At 49.3% G+C, this 20,426-nt stretch carries 16 protein-coding genes and 1 riboswitch; of the genes, 11 read left to right on the top strand and 5 right to left on the bottom strand.

Translation table 11 applies throughout. The annotated features are described in order from the left end of the window. Nucleotides 1–15: 15 nt before the first annotated feature. From ACXX53_RS05145 to ACXX53_RS05130, 4 genes are all read left to right on the top strand, one after another. Nucleotides 16–1,236 (top strand): ATP-binding protein, encoded by a 1,221-nt coding sequence (locus ACXX53_RS05145; RefSeq protein WP_458567501.1) that lies wholly within the window; start codon nt 16–18, stop codon nt 1,234–1,236. 87 nt (nt 1,237–1,323) lie between these two features. Beyond that, on the top strand, nt 1,324–1,641 hold the full coding sequence (locus ACXX53_RS05140) for an STAS domain-containing protein (RefSeq protein WP_458567500.1): 318 nt from the start codon (nt 1,324–1,326) through the stop codon (nt 1,639–1,641). Nucleotides 1,642–1,672: 31 nt separating this feature from the next. Next, nucleotides 1,673–2,131, top strand: a complete 459-nt coding sequence (rsbW, locus tag ACXX53_RS05135) for an anti-sigma B factor RsbW (protein ID WP_458567499.1) — start codon at nt 1,673–1,675, stop codon at nt 2,129–2,131. After that, nucleotides 2,128–2,895 carry a sigma-70 family RNA polymerase sigma factor gene (locus ACXX53_RS05130; RefSeq protein ID WP_458567498.1) on the top strand — a complete coding sequence of 256 codons (768 nt, stop codon included), beginning with the start codon at nt 2,128–2,130 and terminating at the stop codon, nt 2,893–2,895. The genes rsbW and ACXX53_RS05130 overlap by 4 nt, the downstream gene beginning before the upstream one ends. A gap of 75 nt (nt 2,896–2,970) precedes the next feature. Here ACXX53_RS05130 and ACXX53_RS05125 read toward each other — a convergent pair whose 3' ends face one another. Continuing rightward, nucleotides 2,971–3,384, bottom strand: a complete 414-nt coding sequence (locus tag ACXX53_RS05125; RefSeq protein ID WP_458567497.1) for a hypothetical protein — start codon at nt 3,382–3,384, stop codon at nt 2,971–2,973. Nucleotides 3,385–3,592: 208 nt separating this feature from the next. Between ACXX53_RS05125 and ACXX53_RS05120 the strand changes: the two genes are divergently transcribed. After that, the gene (locus ACXX53_RS05120; RefSeq protein ID WP_458567496.1) at nt 3,593–4,759 is read left to right on the top strand and encodes a MalY/PatB family protein; all 1,167 of its coding nucleotides are present in this window, start codon (nt 3,593–3,595) and stop codon (nt 4,757–4,759) included. Nucleotides 4,760–5,085: 326 nt separating this feature from the next. Here the strand turns inward: ACXX53_RS05120 and ACXX53_RS05115 are convergent, their stop codons facing one another. Both ACXX53_RS05115 and ACXX53_RS05110 read right to left on the bottom strand, forming a co-directional pair. Further along, nucleotides 5,086–6,528: an amino acid permease gene (locus ACXX53_RS05115; RefSeq protein WP_458567495.1), complete on the bottom strand. Its 1,443-nt coding sequence runs from the start codon at nt 6,526–6,528 to the stop codon at nt 5,086–5,088. 123 nt (nt 6,529–6,651) lie between these two features. Then, a riboswitch (Lysine riboswitch) is annotated at nt 6,652–6,843 on the bottom strand. A 191-nt stretch (nt 6,844–7,034) separates the two neighbouring features. After that, a complete protein-coding gene (locus tag ACXX53_RS05110) occupies nt 7,035–8,171 on the bottom strand; it encodes a virulence factor (protein ID WP_458567494.1) in 1,137 nt (378 codons plus the stop codon). A gap of 245 nt (nt 8,172–8,416) precedes the next feature. Between ACXX53_RS05110 and ACXX53_RS05105 the strand changes: the two genes are divergently transcribed. Then, nucleotides 8,417–9,421, top strand: coding sequence for an MBL fold metallo-hydrolase (locus ACXX53_RS05105; protein ID WP_458567493.1), 1,005 nt, complete (start codon nt 8,417–8,419; stop codon nt 9,419–9,421). Nucleotides 9,422–9,492: 71 nt separating this feature from the next. On the opposite strand, the gene rsgA is transcribed toward ACXX53_RS05105, so the two are convergent. Beyond that, nucleotides 9,493–10,776, bottom strand: a complete 1,284-nt coding sequence (rsgA, locus tag ACXX53_RS05100; RefSeq protein WP_458567492.1) for a ribosome small subunit-dependent GTPase A — start codon at nt 10,774–10,776, stop codon at nt 9,493–9,495. A 1,580-nt stretch (nt 10,777–12,356) separates the two neighbouring features. On the opposite strand from rsgA, the gene ACXX53_RS05095 reads away from it, so the two are divergent. From ACXX53_RS05095 to ACXX53_RS05075, 5 genes are all read left to right on the top strand, one after another. Beyond that, nucleotides 12,357–13,973 (top strand): ABC-F family ATP-binding cassette domain-containing protein, encoded by a 1,617-nt coding sequence (locus ACXX53_RS05095; protein ID WP_458567491.1) that lies wholly within the window; start codon nt 12,357–12,359, stop codon nt 13,971–13,973. A 224-nt stretch (nt 13,974–14,197) separates the two neighbouring features. After that, on the top strand, nt 14,198–15,058 hold the full coding sequence (locus ACXX53_RS05090; protein ID WP_458567490.1) for a MurR/RpiR family transcriptional regulator: 861 nt from the start codon (nt 14,198–14,200) through the stop codon (nt 15,056–15,058). Nucleotides 15,059–15,459: 401 nt separating this feature from the next. Next, the gene (locus ACXX53_RS05085) at nt 15,460–16,365 is read left to right on the top strand and encodes a cation diffusion facilitator family transporter (RefSeq protein ID WP_458567489.1); all 906 of its coding nucleotides are present in this window, start codon (nt 15,460–15,462) and stop codon (nt 16,363–16,365) included. Between the two features lie 1,271 nt (nt 16,366–17,636). After that, on the top strand, nt 17,637–18,572 hold the full coding sequence (locus ACXX53_RS05080) for a C40 family peptidase (RefSeq protein WP_458567488.1): 936 nt from the start codon (nt 17,637–17,639) through the stop codon (nt 18,570–18,572). A 151-nt stretch (nt 18,573–18,723) separates the two neighbouring features. Further along, complete coding sequence (locus ACXX53_RS05075; RefSeq protein ID WP_458567487.1) at nt 18,724–19,785, top strand: LacI family DNA-binding transcriptional regulator; 1,062 nt, start codon at nt 18,724–18,726, stop codon at nt 19,783–19,785. Nucleotides 19,786–19,817: 32 nt separating this feature from the next. On the opposite strand, the gene ACXX53_RS05070 is transcribed toward ACXX53_RS05075, so the two are convergent. Continuing rightward, complete coding sequence (locus ACXX53_RS05070; RefSeq protein WP_458567486.1) at nt 19,818–20,390, bottom strand: helix-turn-helix domain-containing protein; 573 nt, start codon at nt 20,388–20,390, stop codon at nt 19,818–19,820. Nucleotides 20,391–20,426 lie beyond the last annotated feature (36 nt).

Genomic DNA, 20,426 nt, shown 5'->3' with positions numbered 1-20,426 from the left:
CATGAGGGAGCACTTATGTCTATGTTGGAACCTATTCATATATTGTTGGTGGATGATAGTCTAGAGAATCTACGGACTCTAGAAGCCGTATTCTCTGAGGAGAATTACCGGTTAATTCAAACGACTTCCCGCGATGAGGCACTTCGTCACCTTATGAGAGAAGAGTTCGCTGTCATCTTGCTTGATCTCCAAATGCCTGGAGTTGATGGAATTGAAATCGCTAAGTGGATCAAGGCTAGAGAGAAAACGAAGGACATTCCACTCCTATGTATATCAGCTGACTATAAGGAGACTGAGCATCTGTTTACCGGGCATGTTACCGGCGGCGTAGATTACATAATCAAACCCATTACTCCACACATTCTGAAATCGAAGATTTACAACTATGTCGAAATGTTTAAGGCGAAGAAGCGTTTACGATCGCAGAAGATGCTTCTTCATCAGAAGACGATGGAGCTGGAACAGATTAATCGTCAGCTGGAAGCGGCGAAAGAAGAAGCGGAACTGGCAGCGATGGCGCGAGCACAGTTTCTTGCTGTTATAAGTCATGAGATTCGTACCCCTATGAATGGTGTACTGGGTATGGTTGATCTGCTGCTTTATACCGAATTAACGCCGGAACAGCACAGCTATGCTGAGATGATTCATAAGAGTGCAGACGCGCTCATCAAGACGATTAACAACATTCTGGATTTCACGAAGATGGAATCCGGCAAGATGGAGCTAGAGGAATATCCCTTTGATATAAAGGAGCTCATTGCTGAAATCGATTATTTATTTGCGCTGGATCTGGAAAAACGCGATTTACTGATGAAGGTGGAGATCGACGACAATGTGCCGTCATGTCTAATCGGGGACATGCTGCGTCTGCGGCAAGTGCTCATTAATGTGATTGGCAATGCTGTTAAATTTACTGATGAAGGAAGTATTGTTGTCCGCTGCCGCATGCTGGAGTCAGATCGCCACAACGACAACACTTGTACCATCGAATTCGAAGTAGAGGACACTGGAATCGGCATAGCAAAGGAAAAGACGAAGATGATGTTCCATCCGTTTACACAATTGGAGTCTTCCATGAATCGCCGCTACGGCGGCAGTGGCTTAGGTCTAGCTATATGTAAATCAATTATTCAGTTGATGGATGGAGATATAGCTGTGGAATCGCTAGAAAAGGGGACCTTGTTTAGATTCACAGTTGTGTTGAAGAAATATGGTGGTACGGAGTGTGAAAGTTGACTGTTTCATTTATATAATAATCGGTTAATCACGGCTTAGCGATCGTTATAAATACTAAAAATACGGTTAATATGGGAGAGGGACTTTATGGATACGAATACATTCTCAGCTGTAACAGTAAAGGAAGAAACTCAGGTCAGGATACTCCTGCAAGGTGAATTGGACTTGGCTGCGGCAAGCGATTTTCGTGCGTTAATAGAGCCGATTGCTAGAGATATAAGCGTCCCATTGACTCTGAATCTGGAGAAGCTCTCTTATATCGATAGTACAGGGATCGGAATTCTAATTTCGATATTGAAAGTAAGAAACTCAGCTAACGCGTTGCTTCGTGTTGAGCATGTTCCCGCACATATTCAGAGATTGCTGGATATGACCGGAATATCCCAATTTTTCGAAGTCGAATGATGTAAATATGAACATTGAAAGGAAATGACCCATGAGAGGACTACATTCTGATCGAGAGGTAAAGTTGACAATACCTGCTCAAGCTGAATATGTTGATCTTGTTAGACTTACTCTATATGGACTCGCAACGAAGATTGGGTTCAACTATGAAGATATTGAAGATATGAAGGTAGCGATATCAGAGGCTTGCAATAATGCAGTGCTATATGCGTACGGCAACGATGGCGGAACGGTAGAGATCGTGTTTGAAGCAGGAGAACGGGAGCTAGGAATGGTTGTTCGTGATCACGGAGTGAGCTTTCATGCTGAGATGAAGGCGAAAGACCCGGAAGCATGGCATGATAAGCCGCTGGAAGATGTACAGGCAGGAGGACTTGGATTCTATCTGATGCAGGCTCTAATGGATGAAGTGGAGGTTGTTAGCCTTGAAGGGCGCGGCACAGAGGTTCGCATGAGAAAAAGTGTCTCCTTATGCGAGGAAACGCGATGAGTCAACTACCACATCAAGCATCGGGCAATGTGAACGATACCATTCGACAGTACCAGATGGAGAATGATAATGAAATAGCTGCCGAGTTAATTCAAAAGTATGAGCCTATGGTGAGGATGGCTGCGGGGAAAGTATCACGGAACCGTCCGGATCTATATGAAGATTTGATACAAGTCGGCAACATGGCGCTCATTCGCTTGCTTCAACACTTTGACCATACGCTCGGAGTACCGTTTGAAGCCTATGCAATGAAGAGCATGATTGGCCATATGAAAAATTATTTGCGCGATAAGTCTTGGTACATACAGGTGCCCAGGCGAATAAAAGAAAAGGGGGCTATACTGCAGCAAACGATAGATGAATTGACTGTGCGATTGGAACGATCGCCTTCCGTTGAAGAAATCGCAGCTGATCTCGATCTCTCGGTTGAAGAAACGTTGGAAGTGCTCGCAGGCAGAGAATGCTATCATTATGTTTCCTTGGATACCCCATTATCACAAGAAGAAAGTGCGGCTACATTGGGTGAATTGATTAGCACGGATGTTGATGATTACGACACAGTTGAGCGCAAGATGGATCTGATGGAAGCTATGAAGCAGCTGAAGCCGGAAGAAATGAAAGTGCTGCTGTTAGTATTTGAACAAGGGTTGTCTCAGCGAACCGCAGCGGAGAGGCTGGGCGTGTCACAGATGAGTGTCTCGCGTATTCAACGCCGTGCAATGGACAAGCTTAAGAGGATTATGATGTCTAATGATGATTCATAAGACACATGCCTTCCCCTTGGCGGAGAAGGCATGTGTTGCTGTGCTTATGAAACTAAGGTGTGGCTAGAGGTAGATTTATCGACGGCCTTTACGTTTGCTGCTGCGTGTGCTGCTGCGTACGCCGCAGTTTACATCTTTAACATTATACGAACAGAAATGCTGAGGAACTGGGATCGTATGATGTTGATTCACGATGTTAACTGGATGTACGATTGGCTGCGTTGCTGTGTGGAAGAAGTTTTTAACAACTGTTTGTTCAGGTGCAACGATTGCAGGCAGTGGACCTGTTGCGGCTGGGCTAACCATACTAGGACTCACCATATTAGGACTAACCATACTAGGACTGACCATATTAGGGCTAACCATGCTAGGGCTGACCATATTAGGACTAACCATACTAGGGCTAACCATATTAGGTTTTGCTGATCCCATTCCATATGGAGTAGGATGGCCTCCTCCGCAAGGATTCATACCACAATTACGTTTCATTAATCACAACTCCTTTATCTGAAGTACTATAGCTTACGTGTAGATGTGCCTCTATGCTTGTTCATTTGTCTTGATGGCATTCGTCTGAATTATAAATAGATGTCCCAGCATACTTTACTTCCGTACACTTTCCCCATGGTATTCATATGAGTTAAAATATTCCTTACAGATGTACAAATGCAAACTGCAAATGTTCAAGGAGGGAACCATGTATAATTTCGATGAAGTGTTAGATCGTTCGGCGTTATCGGCCACTAAGATGCTGCCGCAGCAGGATGCGCAGCAAGGGTGCATTCCATTATGGATTGCGGATATGGATTTCCCTGCCGCCCAAAAGATACAGGAAGCATTGGTCAACCGCATTCGTGTGCCGAATTACGGCTATACCAATCGAACGGAGCGGTATGATCAGGCGGCAATCGATTGGATGGATCGCCGCCATAGCTGGAAGGTAGAACGTGAGTGGCTCGTAACGACAGCCGGTGTTGTCCCAGCGATGGCATATGCTGTGCAGGCTGTATTGAAGCCTGGGGAGAAAGTAATCATTCAACCTCCTGTATACCCGATGTTCTCTAAGATGATTAAGATTAATGACGCTGAAGTGGTGAGCAATCCGCTTCAATTGGTGAATGGGTGTTATGAGATTGACTTCGAGGACTTCGAGCAGAAAGCCAAGGATCCGCAAGTGAAGCTGTTTTTCCTATGCAATCCGCATAATCCAGTTGGACGTGTATGGACGCGGGAAGAACTGCAGAGGCTGGCAGAGATATGTCTTGCACATGATGTCAAGATATTCTCGGATGATATTCATCATGATATCGTGCTTAGTGGAATGACGTATACTCCGATAGCTTCTTTGTCCGCCGACATATCCAACATCACGATTACAGCGACATCACCGAGCAAGACGTTCAGCCTAGCGGGCTTTAAGATGGGCAATATATGGATTGAGAATGAGCAGCTTAGAGAAGCTTTCCGCACATGCGTGCAGCGTACTTCAGGCGATCATCTGGATCTTGGCGCCATAGAGGCATCGATTGCGGCTTATACACAGGGGGAGCAGTGGCTTGCTGAGGTGCTGCAATATGTGGAGCGCAACAATGAGTTTGTCAATTCGTTCATGGCGGAGCGTATTCCGCAGATCAAGACATTCGACCTTGAAGGTACTTATTTAAAATGGTTGGATTTCCGCGCGTTAGGCATGGATGATCAACAGCTTCATGAGTGGTCGCTGCAGGAAGCCAAGGTGTGGTTTAATGACGGGTATTCATTTGGCAGCGGCGGGAGCGGCTTTAATCGTATGAATCTGGCTTCTGCGCGCAGTGTTATTGCTGAAGCGCTGGAGCAGATTGAACGTGCTGTCAAGGCGCTATAAGACTATGAAAGAGTCTGTCCCAAAAGTCATTTTCACACATACGGTGACAGTAAGGCCGGATGACCCGCGCTTGAACGGACACAGGGGTCGCTATTTCATGATTTTGGGGTATTTTTTGAGGGCTTGCGGACACAGATGACGCTATTTGCTTCAAAACTAGCACTAAACGGCTTATTCGGGTCAAATAACGGATCTACGGTCTGCTAGTATGGCGAATTAGTAGTGTTTGCTGCAAATAGCGGCTCGTGTGTCCGCTCCGCAACCGCATTAGTGAGCTGAAAAAAGGGGCTGTCCCATTTTGAGACAGCCCCTTTCTATTGGAATTCTTATAGTTGACATTCTTCAAGCGGAATAACCTTTGTCTTATGCTTTAGCTTATAGCCAAGCCATACAGCTATGAATATCGGCAGACCGATGTACGGCATGAGCAGATCCATCCAGCTGTAATTTCCGCTTTGAATAATTGGGATTGCTTGACCAATGATGACAATCATGCACAGTCCAAAAGCAAACAGCGGTCCGAACGGGAACCAGCGCGCTCTGTATGGCAATTCATCTAAGCTGCGACCCTGTTTGACAAACGCGTGGCGGAAGCGATAATGGCTGATCGCGATACCTAGCCATGCGATGAACCCGCACATACCGGATGCATTCAACAGCCAGAAGTAAACTTCTCCGTCTCCAAAGAAGGAAGCGAGAAATGCCAGCATACCGACCAAGCTGGTCATAATAATCGCATTGACGGGAACACCACGGCTGTTCAGTCGTCCCAAGAAGCGCGGAGCTTTGCCTTCCTTAGCAAGCACCCACAATATCCGCGAAGATGCATACATTCCGGAGTTGCCGGCTGACAATACCGAAGTCAAGATGACGGCGTTCATGACAGATGCCGCAAAGAGAATGCCTGCTTTCTCGAATACAAGCGTGAACGGGCTGACGCCGATATCCGTAACATCACTTGAAAGCAAGCTTGGATGTGTATAAGGGATCAGCATCGCGATGACGAAGATCGCTAAGATATAGAATAAAAGGATGCGCCAGAAGACCTGACGAATGGCACGAGGCACACTTTCGCTAGGATTCTCGCTTTCACCAGCAGCTACAGCGATAAGTTCAGTCCCTTGGAACGAGTACCCTGCTGCCATGAATACACCGAGAATGGCGAAGAATCCTCCGTGAAACGGTCCATCACCAACTGTAAAGTTGTCAAAACCGATAAAGCCGACCTTCTCACCGCCAATGATACCGAAGATCATCAGAAAACCAACTGCTAAGAATATCAAGACAGTCGAGACTTTTATAATTGCGAACCAGTATTCAGATTCCCCATATCCTTTGACGGACAGAACATTAAGGAAGAAAATAATTGCCAAGAACAGGAGGCTCCATAAGAAAGAGTTGCTGTCTGGGAACCAATACTTAACGATCAAAGTTGCAGCTACGAGTTCCGATGCGATCGTGATCGCCCAGTTAAACCAGAAGTTCCATCCGAGCGCGAAGCCCAAGGCTGGATCGACAAAGCGTGTAGCATACGTACTAAACGATCCGGACTCTGGCATGTATGTTGCAAGTTCTCCTAAGCTTGTCATCAAGAAATAGACCATAATCCCTACAGCCGTGTAGGCGAGTAGTGCCCCGCCTGGACCTGCTTGCGCAATCGCGCCGCCGCTTGCGAGGAACAAGCCTGTTCCGATCGAGCCGCCAAGTGCGATCATCGATAGATGTCTTGTCTTCAGATTGCGCTTCAATTGTTGATTATCCTGACTCATAATGTCCAGTTCACTCCTTAAGATGCTAATCGTAGTATGAGCTGGAAAGGAATTGGTTACACCAAAAAACCGTTCGAAGCGAAAGATGCTTGAACGGTTATATACGCGTCCCCATCGCCCCTTCCAAAAGATAGCGCACCATGCAAGGACGGGCATCCTTACATGGCAGTGCTGCGCCTTATCGGCAACAGCCCCAACACGCGCACCGGAAGCAGGTACTGCGCATTTCGGCGGTCAACCCTTTCACGCTGCTTCATCGACGCTTCTTCTGTCTCTGCAGCGGTACTCATGAGAACCGCGACCTCTACCTCACCATGGAATAGAATGAGGATTTATGCTTGCACTATTATGAAGTTGATATAGACAAAAGTATAAGTAATGATATATTACAATTCAATCGGAAAAAAATAGCAAATGCGAAAAGCCGCAATAACAAACAAGCCCCTTAAGCTGAATTGCTTAAGGAGCTTGCGAAAGTTTGATAAGGCTATCTATACAAGATTACGCTAGGATTGTCGTGAACGCGCCATCTGCTGCCATACCGTACCTGCGGCCTCTTCGCCGGATTCAATGCGCTCCATCGCCATACGGGCTTGCAGAGCAACCTCGAACTCAGAATCTTCCATGGCTTCGGTTAAGGCGCCTAGTGCTCGTTCGTCGCCAACTTCATACAGATAGCGCGCTGCTCTCCAACGCACAATCTTGTTCCTGTCCTTCAAGGCAAGCATCATAGGCTCTATAGCTGCAGGGTCGCCAATATCGGATAATGTGTCCCCGGCAGTGCGCTGAACGCTGACAGAGCTGTCTTGTAGCGCTTCAATCAGCAATGGAATGGCTTCGCGAGGGGAGTCCATAGCGCCAAGGTGTACGATGACTAGACGTCTGATCTGACTCTGTGGATCATGCAGCAATTGGGTATACAGCTCCAAACGCTCCGACGTGGGCTCGATTCGATCCAGTGCGGCATAGCGCTGATGCCAATCCGGATCCTGCAGCATGCTCTGCAATGTCGCTTCATCCCAAGTTATAAGCTCTTCTTCTAATGGCGTATCCTGCTGCCCCAGCTTAATGGCTTGCTGAACGAGCGATGCCAAACGGCTGTCATCATAAGTGGCCTCCAGCTCCTGTTCGACCTCGCGCGCAATATCCGCAAGCTCGCCATAGCGTGTGCCGTAATCCTTCAGCTTGCGCTCTTTAACGAACGTGGCGCTTGCCACTTGATGGACAGCGTTGGAGAACCGCTCGGATAGACCGATGCGTTCTTCTTTGCCGCCTGCTTGTACACGAATCTGCATAGGGATAGAGCGGAATAATTGCACATAGACATGTGCTTCGCCATAGTTATATGGATGATCAGCATCATCCTGATCAACAGCTGAATTCGCTGACCAGCCGAAGGCGGCTTGAACCTGGGTAAGAATAGTCGCCCAGTCCGCTTGCGGCTTTCGGTCAAGAGCGATAAAATCAGCGGTATGAAATATACTTCTGACACCTTCGATGTCGAGTAGTTGCCGAATTAGAGCAGGTGCGTTCTCTTTATGCTGCGGCGTATAGGTTCTGCGGACGCCGTCCGGCAGCTTAACGTCCAATTGAAGCTTCATGGAGTTAGGACTAGGCGTCGGTTCAATTCGCTGTAATTGCATCTTGATCCCTCCTTATGTGATGCAAGTATTACCAGTTCTTATTTTACATGATGATACTGGTTCTCACAAATTCATCGATACACAAAAATAAGGGTAAGCATGTATATAGTCTGTATGATCTTAGTTAAACTGGTTCATAGTTGAGATCATGAGTAATACTGTCGAAAATGATTGTAAATGCTAAGGGAATAGGTAATCGTCATTTGCCGTAAAGTTGCGGCTTTGATTGTGAGGTGGATGATGAGATGAGAAACATACAGAATAAGAGTCGTGACTACAGCCGGAATAAGAAGCATAGACCGGTATTTGGCAATATGGACAATGTTGCGACGGAGAAGCCCTGGAAGCAGTTTTCGCGTTGGACGCAGAAACGGCATATTCGCGCGCATTACAAGGACTACTCGTTTAAGATTTCGCGAAAGCCGCCAGATCTAAATCGTCTTCATACGAATCGTGAACATACAACCATGACATGGATTGGTCATTCTACATTCTTAATTCAGATAGGCGGGCTGAATATAGTAACAGACCCCGTATGGGCAAGTTCTATGGCCTTCGAGAAACGACTGACAGATCCGGGTATAGCGATACAGGAAATGCCGCCGGTCGATATCATATTGCTGTCCCATTCGCACTATGATCATCTGCATCTTAAATCGATACGCCAGCTTGCTAGTGAGCACACTCGGTTGATTGTGCCTGCTGGACTAAGCAGCAAGATGAAGCGGAAAGGCTTTTTGAACACGGAGGAAATGCATTGGTGGGAAGCCAAGGATGTTGGGAAGGTTCGAATCACGTTCGTTCCGGCACAGCATTGGACCCGACGGACGTTAATCGATACGAATCGCTCGCACTGGGGCGGATTCGTTCTGGAGCATATTGACGGCTTACAGGTTAAGCCGATTGAGACGATTTATTTTGCTGGGGACAGCGGTTATTTTCGCGGCTTCAAGAAGATTGGGGAGAGGTTTGACATCGATGTCTGTTTGATGCCGATAGGCGCGTATGAGCCGGAATGGATCATGGGGGCGCAGCACGTATCGCCGGAGCAGGCGGTGCAGGCATTCCTCGATGTAAAGGCCGAGATCATGATCCCGATGCATTACGGCACGTTTAAGCTTGCGGATGATACACCGAAGGAAGCGGTGGATCGATTGATCGCCGCGCGCGATAAGCGCGGCATTGATCCTGAGCGCATTCGGATGGCTGCGCTTGGCGAGGTGCTGGATTTAAGTTTGCTTCGTAAGTAGCGTATTTACACTGGAAAGGCGCCTTCTCCGTCATAGTGACAGAGAAGGCGCCTTTATCGTTAGTAGAAGCGTTAACGCTGCTTGCTCTTGTGATTCGAGCGTTGAACGGCGGTGTATTGCTTGTTAAGCTGCTTGCCGTGCGCGCGGATGGCGTGCTTGGTTTCAGTCCGCTGCATATGCGCCAGCTCTCGCTGAAGCTTGAAGTACGCTTTCAGGCGTGAAGGCTCCAGCTCGCCGGTCGTGATAGCCGCTTGAACGGCGCAGCCTGGCTCGCTCTTGTGCTTGCAGTCCCCGAAGCGGCAAGCTTCCGCGAACTGTTCAATATCCTCGAATGCGTGCTGGAGGCCGTCTCCGCTTGCCTCATCGCTCGCGACAAGGCCAACTTCGCGCATACCAGGCGTATCGAGGAGCCATGCTCCGTTCGAGAGCGGCACGAGCTCGCGGTGCGTCGTTGTATGACGGCCTTTGCCGTCATCTTCCCGGATCGCCTTCGTAGCCATGACCTGCTTGCCGGTGAGCGCGTTGACGAGCGTTGACTTGCCGACGCCGGACGAGCCGACGAGCACGCAGGTGACACCGGGCGCGAGCAGCTCGTGCAGGGCATCCAAGCCGTCTCCGGTCACGGATGAGACTGGGTAGACCGGAGCGCCGGGCACGACGCTCATCGCTTGCGCGGTGTAATCGGCGATAGCATTCGCGTCCGAGAGCGTGTCGGCCTTTGTTAGAACGACGACCGGCATTGCGCCGCTGTCGTAGGCGAGTGTGGCGTAGCGCTCCATGCGCCGCGGCTCGAAGTCGAGGCCGAGCGACGAGACGAGCAGCGCGATGTCCGCGTTCGCCGCGATCACCTGTGCGTCGCGCCGATTGCCCGCCACCTTGCGGGCAATCAGTCCGCGCCGCGGCAGCACGCCCGCGATCGTCGCGCGGCCTTCAGCGGCTCGCGGGGCGACGGCAACCCAGTCGCCCACGGCCGGGTAATCGCTCGGCGCTTGCCACATCGCGCGCGCCTGGCCGGATGGCTCGGCGAGCCATTCGCCTCCCTCGCCCCATACCCGGTACAGCCCTTTGTGGGCTAACGCCACACGGGCTGGGACGAGGGCGCCGCCGTAACGTCGCGCGGCGCTCTCGTTTAGATCCGCGAGCCAGTCGCTCCAAGCCTGCTCCCATCGCTCATCCCAGCCCAGCTGCCTAAGCGGCAGCTGTATAGGTTCAAGCTCGTGCTGCGCCTCTACTACTTCTTCCATATGGTAAGCCGCTTGAACGGCATCTTGGTTAAGCTCATCCATAAGACCTTGGTCTTGTTGGTGAATGTGATCTTGAACGATATCGTTCAATGAATGGTTCGTATTATTCAATTCGTGTCTTCTCCTCTTGGCTGACGCGCTTTGCGCGCCGCGTATCCGATTAAACTGTAGCGACATGACGACTGTGAAATCGGAAGAGGACGGATATAAGCCCGACTGAAGCCTTGTGTTCGTCTCAGGCTGTATTACGCTGTATTGTAAGCAATCTTAATGCTCTAATAGCGTCTACGGCCGGGATCAGCGGGTAGACCGTACCTCCCGAATGATATGTGTGAACTCTGACATATTACATCCCTCGCTTTCTCGGCATATGTGTTGAATGGCTAATCATGGAATTTTGCCTCAACATCGATATTATATAGGAAAATATGTAAAACTGCTATAAGCTTGCACACTATAAACTGCTGAACCTCGTAGAAGCGGACACCAGAGCCGCTATTTAAGAAAAATGAAGCATATTTTTAATTTGGCGGACACAGAAGCCGTTATTTGGCGCATCATGTGCCATTTTCGGTTGAATTGGTATGAATAACGGAACCACGGTCCGTTAAGATCGTTCAATAGTGGTATTTTGAGTAAATAACGGCTCGTGTGTCCGCGTCGTATCTTCAAGCAACCACTCATTTTTCGAATATAAGCCTTGTTGGGCAACCGCACGAAGCCTATTGCTGTCGTGTGTGTCGGAGGACCTCTCCCGCATCCTGTTATTACGAGCAAGCCCTAGCACATATTTACATAATCAGCTGAGAGGAAGATACCGGGGTATTTCCCCGTTACAGAGTGCGAGCGGCCCTCGCCAGAGTGGGCTAACGGGTAAATACCCGTTTACAGCAGCCCGGCGGCGAGGAAGCGGAGCACCAAGAGGAAGATACCGGGGTATTTCCCCGTAACAGAGAGCGAGTGGCCCTCGCCAGAGTGATGTAACGGGTAAAAACCCGCTTACAGCGGCCCGGCGGTGAGAAAGCAGAGCGCCGAGAGGAAGATACCGGGGAATATCCCCGTTACAGAGGGAGAGCGGCCCTCGCCAGAGTGATGTAACGGGTAAAAACCCGTTTACAGCAGCCCGGCGGCGAGATTGCGGAGCACCCAGAGGAAGATACCGGGGATATCCCCGTTACAGAGGGCGGGCGGCCCTCGCCAGAGTGGGCTAACGGGTAAATACCCGCTTACAGTGGCCCGCTGGCGAGAAAGCAGAACGCCGAGAGGAAGATACCGGGGTATTTCCCCGTTACAGAGGGCGAGTGGCCCTCGCCAGAGTGAGATAACGGGTAAATACCCGCTTACAGCGGCCCGGCGGAGAGAAAGCGGAGTACCCAGAGGAAGATACCGGGGTATTTCCCCGTTACAGAGAGCGAGCGGCCCTCGCCAGAGTGAGATAACGGGTAAATACCCGCTTACAGCGGCCCGGCGGCGAGAAAGCGGAGCACCCAGAGGAAGATACCGGGGTATTTCCCCGTTACAGAGTGCGAGCGGCCCTCGCCAGAGTGGGCTAACGTGTAAAAATATCAATCGCTATAGACATGCATGATCGCTTTTCAATATTTTCGGTCAATAATGAGTCATGCAAGACTTCAATACATATGTTATAATAATTGCTTGGAAACTATAAAACTCTAAAGGACGGGAATGCCATGATTAGTACTACGGGCGTCACGCTCCGCTACGGCAAACGTGCGCTGTTCGAGGACGTTAACATCAAGTTTACGCCCGGGAACTGCTACGGTCTGATCGGTGCGAATGGAGCGGGCAAGTCAACATTTCTGAAAATATTATCTGGTGAAGTAGAACAAACCAACGGTGAAGTACACATTACTCCTGGGGATCGCCTCTCGGTGTTGAAGCAGGATCATTATGCATATGATCAGTATAAAGTGTTAGACACTGTAATCATGGGCCATGAGCGCTTGTTTGACATTATGAAAGAAAAAGATGCACTCTACGCCAAGGCTGACTTCTCTGAAGAAGACGGCATGCGTGCAGGCGAATTAGAAGGCGAATTCGCAGAGCTTGACGGCTGGGAAGCAGAATCCGACGCAGCTGCTATGCTGATCGGATTGGGTATTCCGCGCGATCTGCATGACAAGCTCATGTCTGAGCTTGACGGCAATCAGAAGATTCGCGTGCTCTTGGCGCAAGCGTTGTTCGGTCGTCCGAGCATCTTGCTCTTAGACGAACCTACCAACCATTTGGATCTCGAGTCCATCAAATGGCTGGAGAACTTCCTGATGGATTATGAAGGCACAGTTATCGTCGTATCCCATGACCGTCACTTCCTGAACAAGGTGTGTACGCACATTGCGGATATCGATTTCGGTAAGATTCAGCTGTATTCGGGTAACTATGACTTCTGGTACGAGTCTAGCCAATTGGCGCAAAATATGATGCGCGACCAGAACAAGAAGAAGGAAGAGAAGATCAAGGAACTGCAGGCGTTTATCCAGCGCTTTAGCGCGAATGCGTCTAAGTCCAAGCAAGCAACTTCTCGTAAGAAGATGCTCGAAAAGATTACGCTTGATGATATCCGTCCTTCTAACCGCAAATATCCGTTCATCAACTTCAAGTCAGAGCGCGAGGCGGGCAAGCAATTGCTTCAGATCGAAGGTATGACGAAGTCTGTTGACGGTGAAAAGCTGTTTGAAAATATGCACCTAGTTGTTAATAAAGGCGACAAGATCGCACTCGTGGGACCTAACGGTCTTGCTAAAACGACGTTGATGCAGATTCTGATGGGCGAGCTTGAACCGGATGCAGGGACATTTAGCTGGGGAGTTACAACTTCTCAGGCTTACTTCCCTAAAGACAACTCCGCATACTTCGAAGGCGTAGATTCATCACTTGTTGACTGGCTGCGTCCATATTCGAAGGAGCAAGATGAGACATTCCTGCGCGGCTTCCTGGGCCGCATGCTGTTCTCCGGTGAAGAAGCGTTGAAGAAGGCTTCTGTTCTGTCCGGGGGAGAGAAGGTTCGCTGCATGTTGTCCCGCATGATGATGCTGGGAGCAAACGTATTGCTGCTGGATGAACCGACGAACCACTTGGATCTGGAATCCATCACAGCGCTCAATAACGGTCTCATCGACTTCGACGGCACGATGATCTTCACCTCGCATGACCATCAGTTCATGCAGACGATCGCGAATCGTATCATCGAGATTACACCTAACGGTATAATCGACCGTATCACATCGTACGACGAGTACCTTGAGAGCGAAGAGATCAAGGCGCTTCGCGAGAAGATGTACTCGTAGGAAAGCCTACCTTAACGCTAGAAATAGAGAGCTTGAACCCCTTCATCAGGTGGTTTGAGCTCTTTTTATTTGTGTGGGCATGCTGCGATATGCCATGTATTCGACGCTTGTTTGCATTTTCAGATGCTAGAGGCTAAAATTATTTTATTCGGTAAAATTATTCCACAGCGCAGTATTAAGAGGAATTATTCTCCTGTGTGGTTGTATCATAAGGAGGGGACACGTTGATTAATGGAAATGAAGCGGGAAAGACGCTCCTGAATATTCGCAGTCATCTAAACGGCTTAACGAAGATGGAGCAGAAGGTAGCCAAGTACATTTTAGAGAATGCGCAGGACATTATTTATCATTCTGTAACAGAGCTTGCTGAGAAAGCGGATGTAGGGGAAACGACCGTGCTTCGTCTCTGTCGCAAGCTGAAGTTTCAGGGCTTTCAAGACTTTAAGCTGTCGCTTGCCCAGGATCTCGTTAAGCCTGTTGAGCATTTGCATCATGAGGTTACGGAGCAGGATGATGCGCATACGTTGAGCAGTAAAGTGTTCGCGACACATCTTCAGACCTTGCAGCAGACAAGTGAACTTGTGGATGACCATCAACTGGAGAAGGCTATTCAAGCTATTATTGATGCGCGCAGCATTCTTTTTTTCGGGGTAGGCTCATCAGGGTTGACAGCTTTGCAGGCCGCTCACTCCTTCTCTCGGATTGGCAAGGTCAGCAACGCGGTTACGGATACTCATTTTCAAGCGATGCATGCTGCTTTCATGATGCCGGGGGATGTGGCGGTAGGCATCTCGAACTCAGGCAGCACGAAGGATACGATCGAGAATCTAACGATTGCGAAGAAGGCGGGCGCTCGCATCATTGCGATTACGAGCAACGCGCGTTCTCCGATCACGAAGGTGGCGGACATTGTTCTATTGATCGTTGCGCGTGAGAATCCGCTGCAGGGCAGCTCGCTTGCCGCTAAAATATCACAGCTTGCTATTATTGACGTCCTGAACGTGGCAGTCTCGCTGCATACGAAAGAACAAGCGCTTAAGTATAGAGAGTTATCTGCTAAATCGACTTCTGATAAGATGTATTAATATAATGGATTTGTGCAAGAGTATCCGCATCAACACGCAGACTAAGGGCGGACTCTTGCGTTTATATTGGTTCCATAGGATGAAGGCTAAGCCTCTATTGCTGCTATCTAGCGGTGATTGGAGGCTTTTTTAGTATGTACATAGTATAGTTCAGTGCGGTTTCTTGTATAAAATGGCTGCGATTGGCGCAATCTAGAAGGTGGACTGCCGTACAGCATGTACATAAATTTACCAAAGTTGATCGGGGTCAACATTTGTATTCCGATTCAACAAAACAAACGCGTGCCAACTTCTTTAAGCCGAAGAAACAGTTGGTCTAAGGAACAAAACTGTTGCTGTAGACCCACTCGTGTCTGGTTTGCTAACATAATAGTAACAAGCGCGATCTTCGATTGTGCAACATGCAGGGAGGAGCGGCTGTGGACACATACGCAGATATTAAACAAGGGGAAAAAGGTGCCTGGCTGAGTATTGCGGCGTACATTGTGCTGTCAATGACCAAGCTCTTCATCGGTTTCTCCTTCCATTCGGCTGCCCTGCAGGCAGATGGGTGGAACAACTTAACGGATATCGTCGCTTCCGTGGCGGTATTGATCGGATTGAAAATTTCGCAGAAGCCCCCGGATAATGATCATCCTTATGGACATTTTCGAGCAGAGACCGTGTCGGCGTTAATTGCATCATTTATTATGGCGACCGTGGGCATTCAGGTGGTATTTAACACGATTACTTCTCTTTATAAAGGGAATTCCGAAACGCCAGATATGATAACGGCATGGGTGGCCTTGGGCTGTGCCGCAGTGATGTTCGGGGTATATGCGTACAATAGCAGATTGGCTAAGCGCATTCGCAATCAAGCGCTCATGGCGGCGGCACAGGATAACCGTTCTGACGCGCTCGTCAGTATCGGAGCTGCAATAGGCATTTTTGGAGCGCAGCTGGGCTTAAAGTGGCTGGACCCATTGGCGGCTTTAGCGGTTGGCGGCATCATCTTGAAGACAGCCTGGCAAATATTCCGTGATGCCACGTATGCGCTGACGGACGGATTTGATGAGTCCCAGCTTCAGTCGCTAAGCAAGACGATTGCGAATACGAAAGGTGTTCAGTCCATAAAGGATATTAAAGCGAGGCTTCACGGCAATCATGTGCTGGTGGATGTTGTTGTTCAGGTGAATCCGCACCTTTCTTTGATTGAGTCCCATTGCATCTGCGATGAAGTTGAGCAGCGAATGATGAAGAAGCACAATATTGCGCATGTGCAGGTACATGTGGAGCCGTTGGAGTCAGACAAACAGAGTGAGGCATAAGGGAAATTTAGAGTAGATATGAAATACGCTGAAAGAGCAGTTTTTCTCCGCGGGAGGGGCTGCTCTTTTTTGTTTGTGTTGGTGTCTGCGGGGCAAGCCTGAGACGTCGAAAAGCGACGTCTCAGGCGCGAAATCGGCTCGTTCCGAGGCTGAGACGCTCAAAATTGACGTCTCAGCCTCGCTATCGCCCCCGCCGAGCGGCCGCGCAAGCCCGAGACGTCGAAAAGCGACGTCTCAGGCTTGAAATCGGCTCAATTCGAGGCTGAGACGCCCAAAATTTACGTCTCAGCCACGAGATCGCCCTCGGCGAGCTGCCGCGCAAGCCCGAGACGTCGAAAAACGACGTCTCAGGCTCGAAACCGGCTCAATTCGAGGCTGAGACGCCCAAAATTGACGTCTCAGCCTTGCGATCGCCCCCGCCGAGCGGCCGCACAGGCCCGAGACGTCGAAAAGCGACGTCTCAGGCTCAAAACCGGCTCGTTTCGTGGCTGAGACGCCCAAAATTGACGTCTCAGCCTTGCGATCGCCCCCGCCGAGCGGCCGCACAGGCCCGAGACGTCGAAAAGCGACGTCTCAGGCTCAAAACCGGCTCGGTCCGAGGCTGAGACGCCCAAAATTGACGTCTCAGCCACGAGATCGCCCCCGGCTAGCGGCCGCGCAGGTCCGAGACGTAGAAAAGCGACGTCTCAGGCTCGAAATCGGCTCGTTTCGTGGCTGAGACGTCTAAAATTTACGTCTCAGCCACGGCCGGGCAAGCCCGAGACGTAGAAAAGCGACGTCTCAGGCTCGAAACCGGCTCGGTCCGAGGCTGAGACGCCCAAAATTGACGCCTCAGCCAGGCGATCGCCCCCGCCTAGCGGTCGCGAATCCTCCTCATCCGCACAATCGCCCCCACCGAGCCCCTCAAAAAAACCTACCGAATACACACACGAATTTTGTAAATATCATCCAAAATACATAGGTATATGAGCACATTAACATCATTTTCTACAGTATAAAGTTTCAATTTGTAACCTTTACGTAGGTAATTAGACCTATAAAAAGGTTACAAATTATTAATATTTACAACCTGGGTCCCATAGATGTCGAAACCTGGCCTTGTTATAGTTAAATAGTCATTTGGTACGAGCTAACATTTCTAGTAAAGGGTATAACAATTGCATAGTAGATTACAGATTGAAAATGTGATCATCGACTCATGAATGAACCTGCGTGCAACCAATCACAGTCGTGTAATGGACAGGCTGGAACAATAAGGAGGCTACTTAGATATGAAAATGATGAAGAAACTATTGCTAGGATTAATGATGGTGACAATGACGTCGCAAATGATGGTGACGGGTGTACATGCTGCAGCAGCAGCTCCACTGGCGGAGCCTGACTATATGATAACGAGCCCTACTGTGTCTGGGGATGAATCGTTTAATGTGAGCGATCCCGAAATGGCTAAGCTTGCCGTAGCGATAGAAGAGATGAACAACAGCACGTCTGACGCGCCAGTGCCTACGTTAATGGCTTCTACGAAGACCGGAACGATCGTATCGTCCGTTAATCTGCGCAAAGGCGCTTCCACTTCGAGCAGCGTCATTCGCAAGCTTAACAAAGGGGAAAAGGTTACGATTCTGGATCAGCCAAGCTCAGGCTGGTATAAAGTGAAAGACAGCAAGGGCACCATCGGCTACATGAGCTCAAGCAGCAAGTATATAAATGTCAATGGCTCCAGCTCTAGCGGCAGTGACAACAACTATACTTCGAGCTCTGCGTCTGCAAAAATAGAGAAGGTTATCCAGACGGGCTATAAGTACCTAGGAACACCATATGAATACGGTTCAAACCGCAATACGACGACAACGTTCGATTGCTCTGACTTTGTGAGACATATCTATAAGACCGGCGCTGGCATTACCTTGCCGTCAGATTCACGCTCGCAAGGAAGCTATATCAAGTCGCACTCGACTGTCAAAAAGAATATCGACTCTCTGAAACGCGGCGATCTGATGTTCTTCGGCAAGTATCGCGGCTCCAGCAAGTCTGACTATAAGAATGTAAATAAGAATACGGAGAGAATCACTCATGTAGGTGTTTATCTCGGCGACGGCAAGATTCTTCACACGTATTCGAAAGAGTCCGGCGGTGTGCGAGTAGATACGGTGAAGGGCAAGACCTGGGAATACCGATTCCTCTTTGGCGGCAGTGTAATCCAATAGCATCAAGACCAGAACTCATTCTATTTCATAATAAGGATTCAGCAACAAGAACCGCGAGCATCGGGAAAGGCCGATTGCCGCGGTTCTTGTTTTATTCTATAATTTGCCATATACATATGGTGAGCATCTATGATATCGAGGTGGACTACTGATGGCTAAGTTAAAAGATATCGCCGCGCATGTCGGTGTATCCATATCTACCGTGTCACGAGTTCTAAGCTATGATGAAAGCAGACGAATCAGCAAAGAAACGAAGCAGAAGATACTAGAGGCAGCGAAAGAGTTCAATTATCACTCGCCGCATGAAGGGAAGGCGAAGCGTCATATGAAGCAGTCGAGCATCGCTAAGCCATCGACTGCTTATTCGATTGGCTGCATCTTGTCGATGCCGGACAATAAATATAACCATCCTTACTTTTCTCCTATTCTGCAAGGGATCGAAGCGAAACTGCAGGAAGAAGGGGTGCTGCTATCTTTTCTACATACGCAGGCTGAGCTTAAAAATGCCGCAGTGCGGGAATCTATCGAGAAGGCGCGGCCATTAAGCGGAATTATCGTGATTGAAGGACTTGAGCCGTCTACATATAAGTGGCTGAAGCGGAACGGAACGAGAATCGTCGGAATTGATGTAGGCGATCCGGATATCCCGGTCATTTCTTATGACCGAATGAATGCGGCAAGGGCTGCTGTACGTCATTTGGCCGCAAATGGTCACGAGCGAATCGGGTTTATCGGCGGTACCGGCTTGTTTGGTCATCTCGAGCGAGAGAAGCGGTATCGGGGCTATCGCCATGCGCTGGAGGAAATGAACCTTGTCTATCACCCGGAATGGACCATTAATGCAGAGTGGGATGCAGACACCAGCTACAACGAGATGAGACGGCTGCTTGAGACGGATCAGCTCCCGACAGCGATGTTCTGTGCCAGCGATATGATGGCGATCGCGGCTATGCGCGCAGTGACGGAAAGAGGATTGCGCATACCGGAGGATGTTGCCTTTATCGGGATTGATAATATCGATGTAGCAAAATATAGCTCCCCGCCGCTGTCATCCGTTCATATTCCGAAGTATGAGATGGGCTATGCGGCCGCCAAGACGCTGCTCGACAGCTTGAAGGATCCGTATCCGTTTCCTTATCGGATGCTGCTGCCTTTCGAGATCATGGTTAGAGCATCAAGCAGCAAGCCTAAACATGAAGATGGAGCATCCTGACCTCGCATGCGAGGCGTTGATGCTCCTATGATCTAGATCGGTTTATTAGCAGATGGATAGTGAATAAGTGACATATAGCGAATCGGCTTGTCAGTATCATTGCGATACGTATGAGTCTGGTCCGCAGAGAATCTCAGCGCAAGGCTTGGCTCAAGCATATATTGCTCTCCATTGAGTTCGAAGCGAAGCGTGCCCTCCATCACCACGATGAATTCTTCCACACCCTCATAGTGAGGCTCAGAGGTATAGCTGCTGCCAGGCTCTAGCACAACACTGTATACTTCAAATCCTTTATCTTGTTGAAATGGAAAGATGGGATATGCGCGATAGGCGCCGTCCTCTTCGATTAGCGGCGTCGTATCTTCCATCTTGACTAGCGTAACGGTCGGAGAGGACTCCTCCATCAATGTGGCGAAGGATATGCGAAGCCCATTCACAATTTTCCATAATACGGATATCGTAGGATTGGACTCTCCTCGCTCAATCTGACCGAGCATTCCCTTGCTGACACCGCTTAGTTCAGATACCGCATCCAGGCTTAGTCCGCGTGATTTGCGAATTTCTTGCAGGTTCCGTCCGATCTTCTGATGAATCATTTCTTGCATGGTAAATCCCCTCTCGCCTTCTCTCTATTTACTGGT

Source organism: Paenibacillus marinisediminis (assembly GCF_054343325.1).
The sequence above is the reverse complement of the archived record's forward strand: the minus strand, read 5'-3'. Positions and strand labels throughout refer to the sequence as shown.

Coding starts and splice junctions, on each gene's coding strand:
- ACXX53_RS05145 (WP_458567501.1), top strand. CDS start 16: ATGTCTATGTTGGAACCTATTCATATATTGTTGGTGGATGATAGTCTA.
- ACXX53_RS05140 (WP_458567500.1), top strand. CDS start 1,324: ATGGATACGAATACATTCTCAGCTGTAACAGTAAAGGAAGAAACTCAG.
- rsbW (WP_458567499.1), top strand. CDS start 1,673: ATGAGAGGACTACATTCTGATCGAGAGGTAAAGTTGACAATACCTGCT.
- ACXX53_RS05130 (WP_458567498.1), top strand. CDS start 2,128: ATGAGTCAACTACCACATCAAGCATCGGGCAATGTGAACGATACCATT.
- ACXX53_RS05125 (WP_458567497.1), bottom strand. CDS start 3,384: ATGAAACGTAATTGTGGTATGAATCCTTGCGGAGGAGGCCATCCTACT.
- ACXX53_RS05120 (WP_458567496.1), top strand. CDS start 3,593: ATGTATAATTTCGATGAAGTGTTAGATCGTTCGGCGTTATCGGCCACT.
- ACXX53_RS05115 (WP_458567495.1), bottom strand. CDS start 6,528: ATGAGTCAGGATAATCAACAATTGAAGCGCAATCTGAAGACAAGACAT.
- ACXX53_RS05110 (WP_458567494.1), bottom strand. CDS start 8,171: ATGCAATTACAGCGAATTGAACCGACGCCTAGTCCTAACTCCATGAAG.
- ACXX53_RS05105 (WP_458567493.1), top strand. CDS start 8,417: ATGAGAAACATACAGAATAAGAGTCGTGACTACAGCCGGAATAAGAAG.
- ACXX53_RS05095 (WP_458567491.1), top strand. CDS start 12,357: ATGATTAGTACTACGGGCGTCACGCTCCGCTACGGCAAACGTGCGCTG.
- ACXX53_RS05085 (WP_458567489.1), top strand. CDS start 15,460: ATGCAGGGAGGAGCGGCTGTGGACACATACGCAGATATTAAACAAGGG.
- ACXX53_RS05080 (WP_458567488.1), top strand. CDS start 17,637: ATGAAAATGATGAAGAAACTATTGCTAGGATTAATGATGGTGACAATG.
- ACXX53_RS05075 (WP_458567487.1), top strand. CDS start 18,724: ATGGCTAAGTTAAAAGATATCGCCGCGCATGTCGGTGTATCCATATCT.
- ACXX53_RS05070 (WP_458567486.1), bottom strand. CDS start 20,390: ATGCAAGAAATGATTCATCAGAAGATCGGACGGAACCTGCAAGAAATT.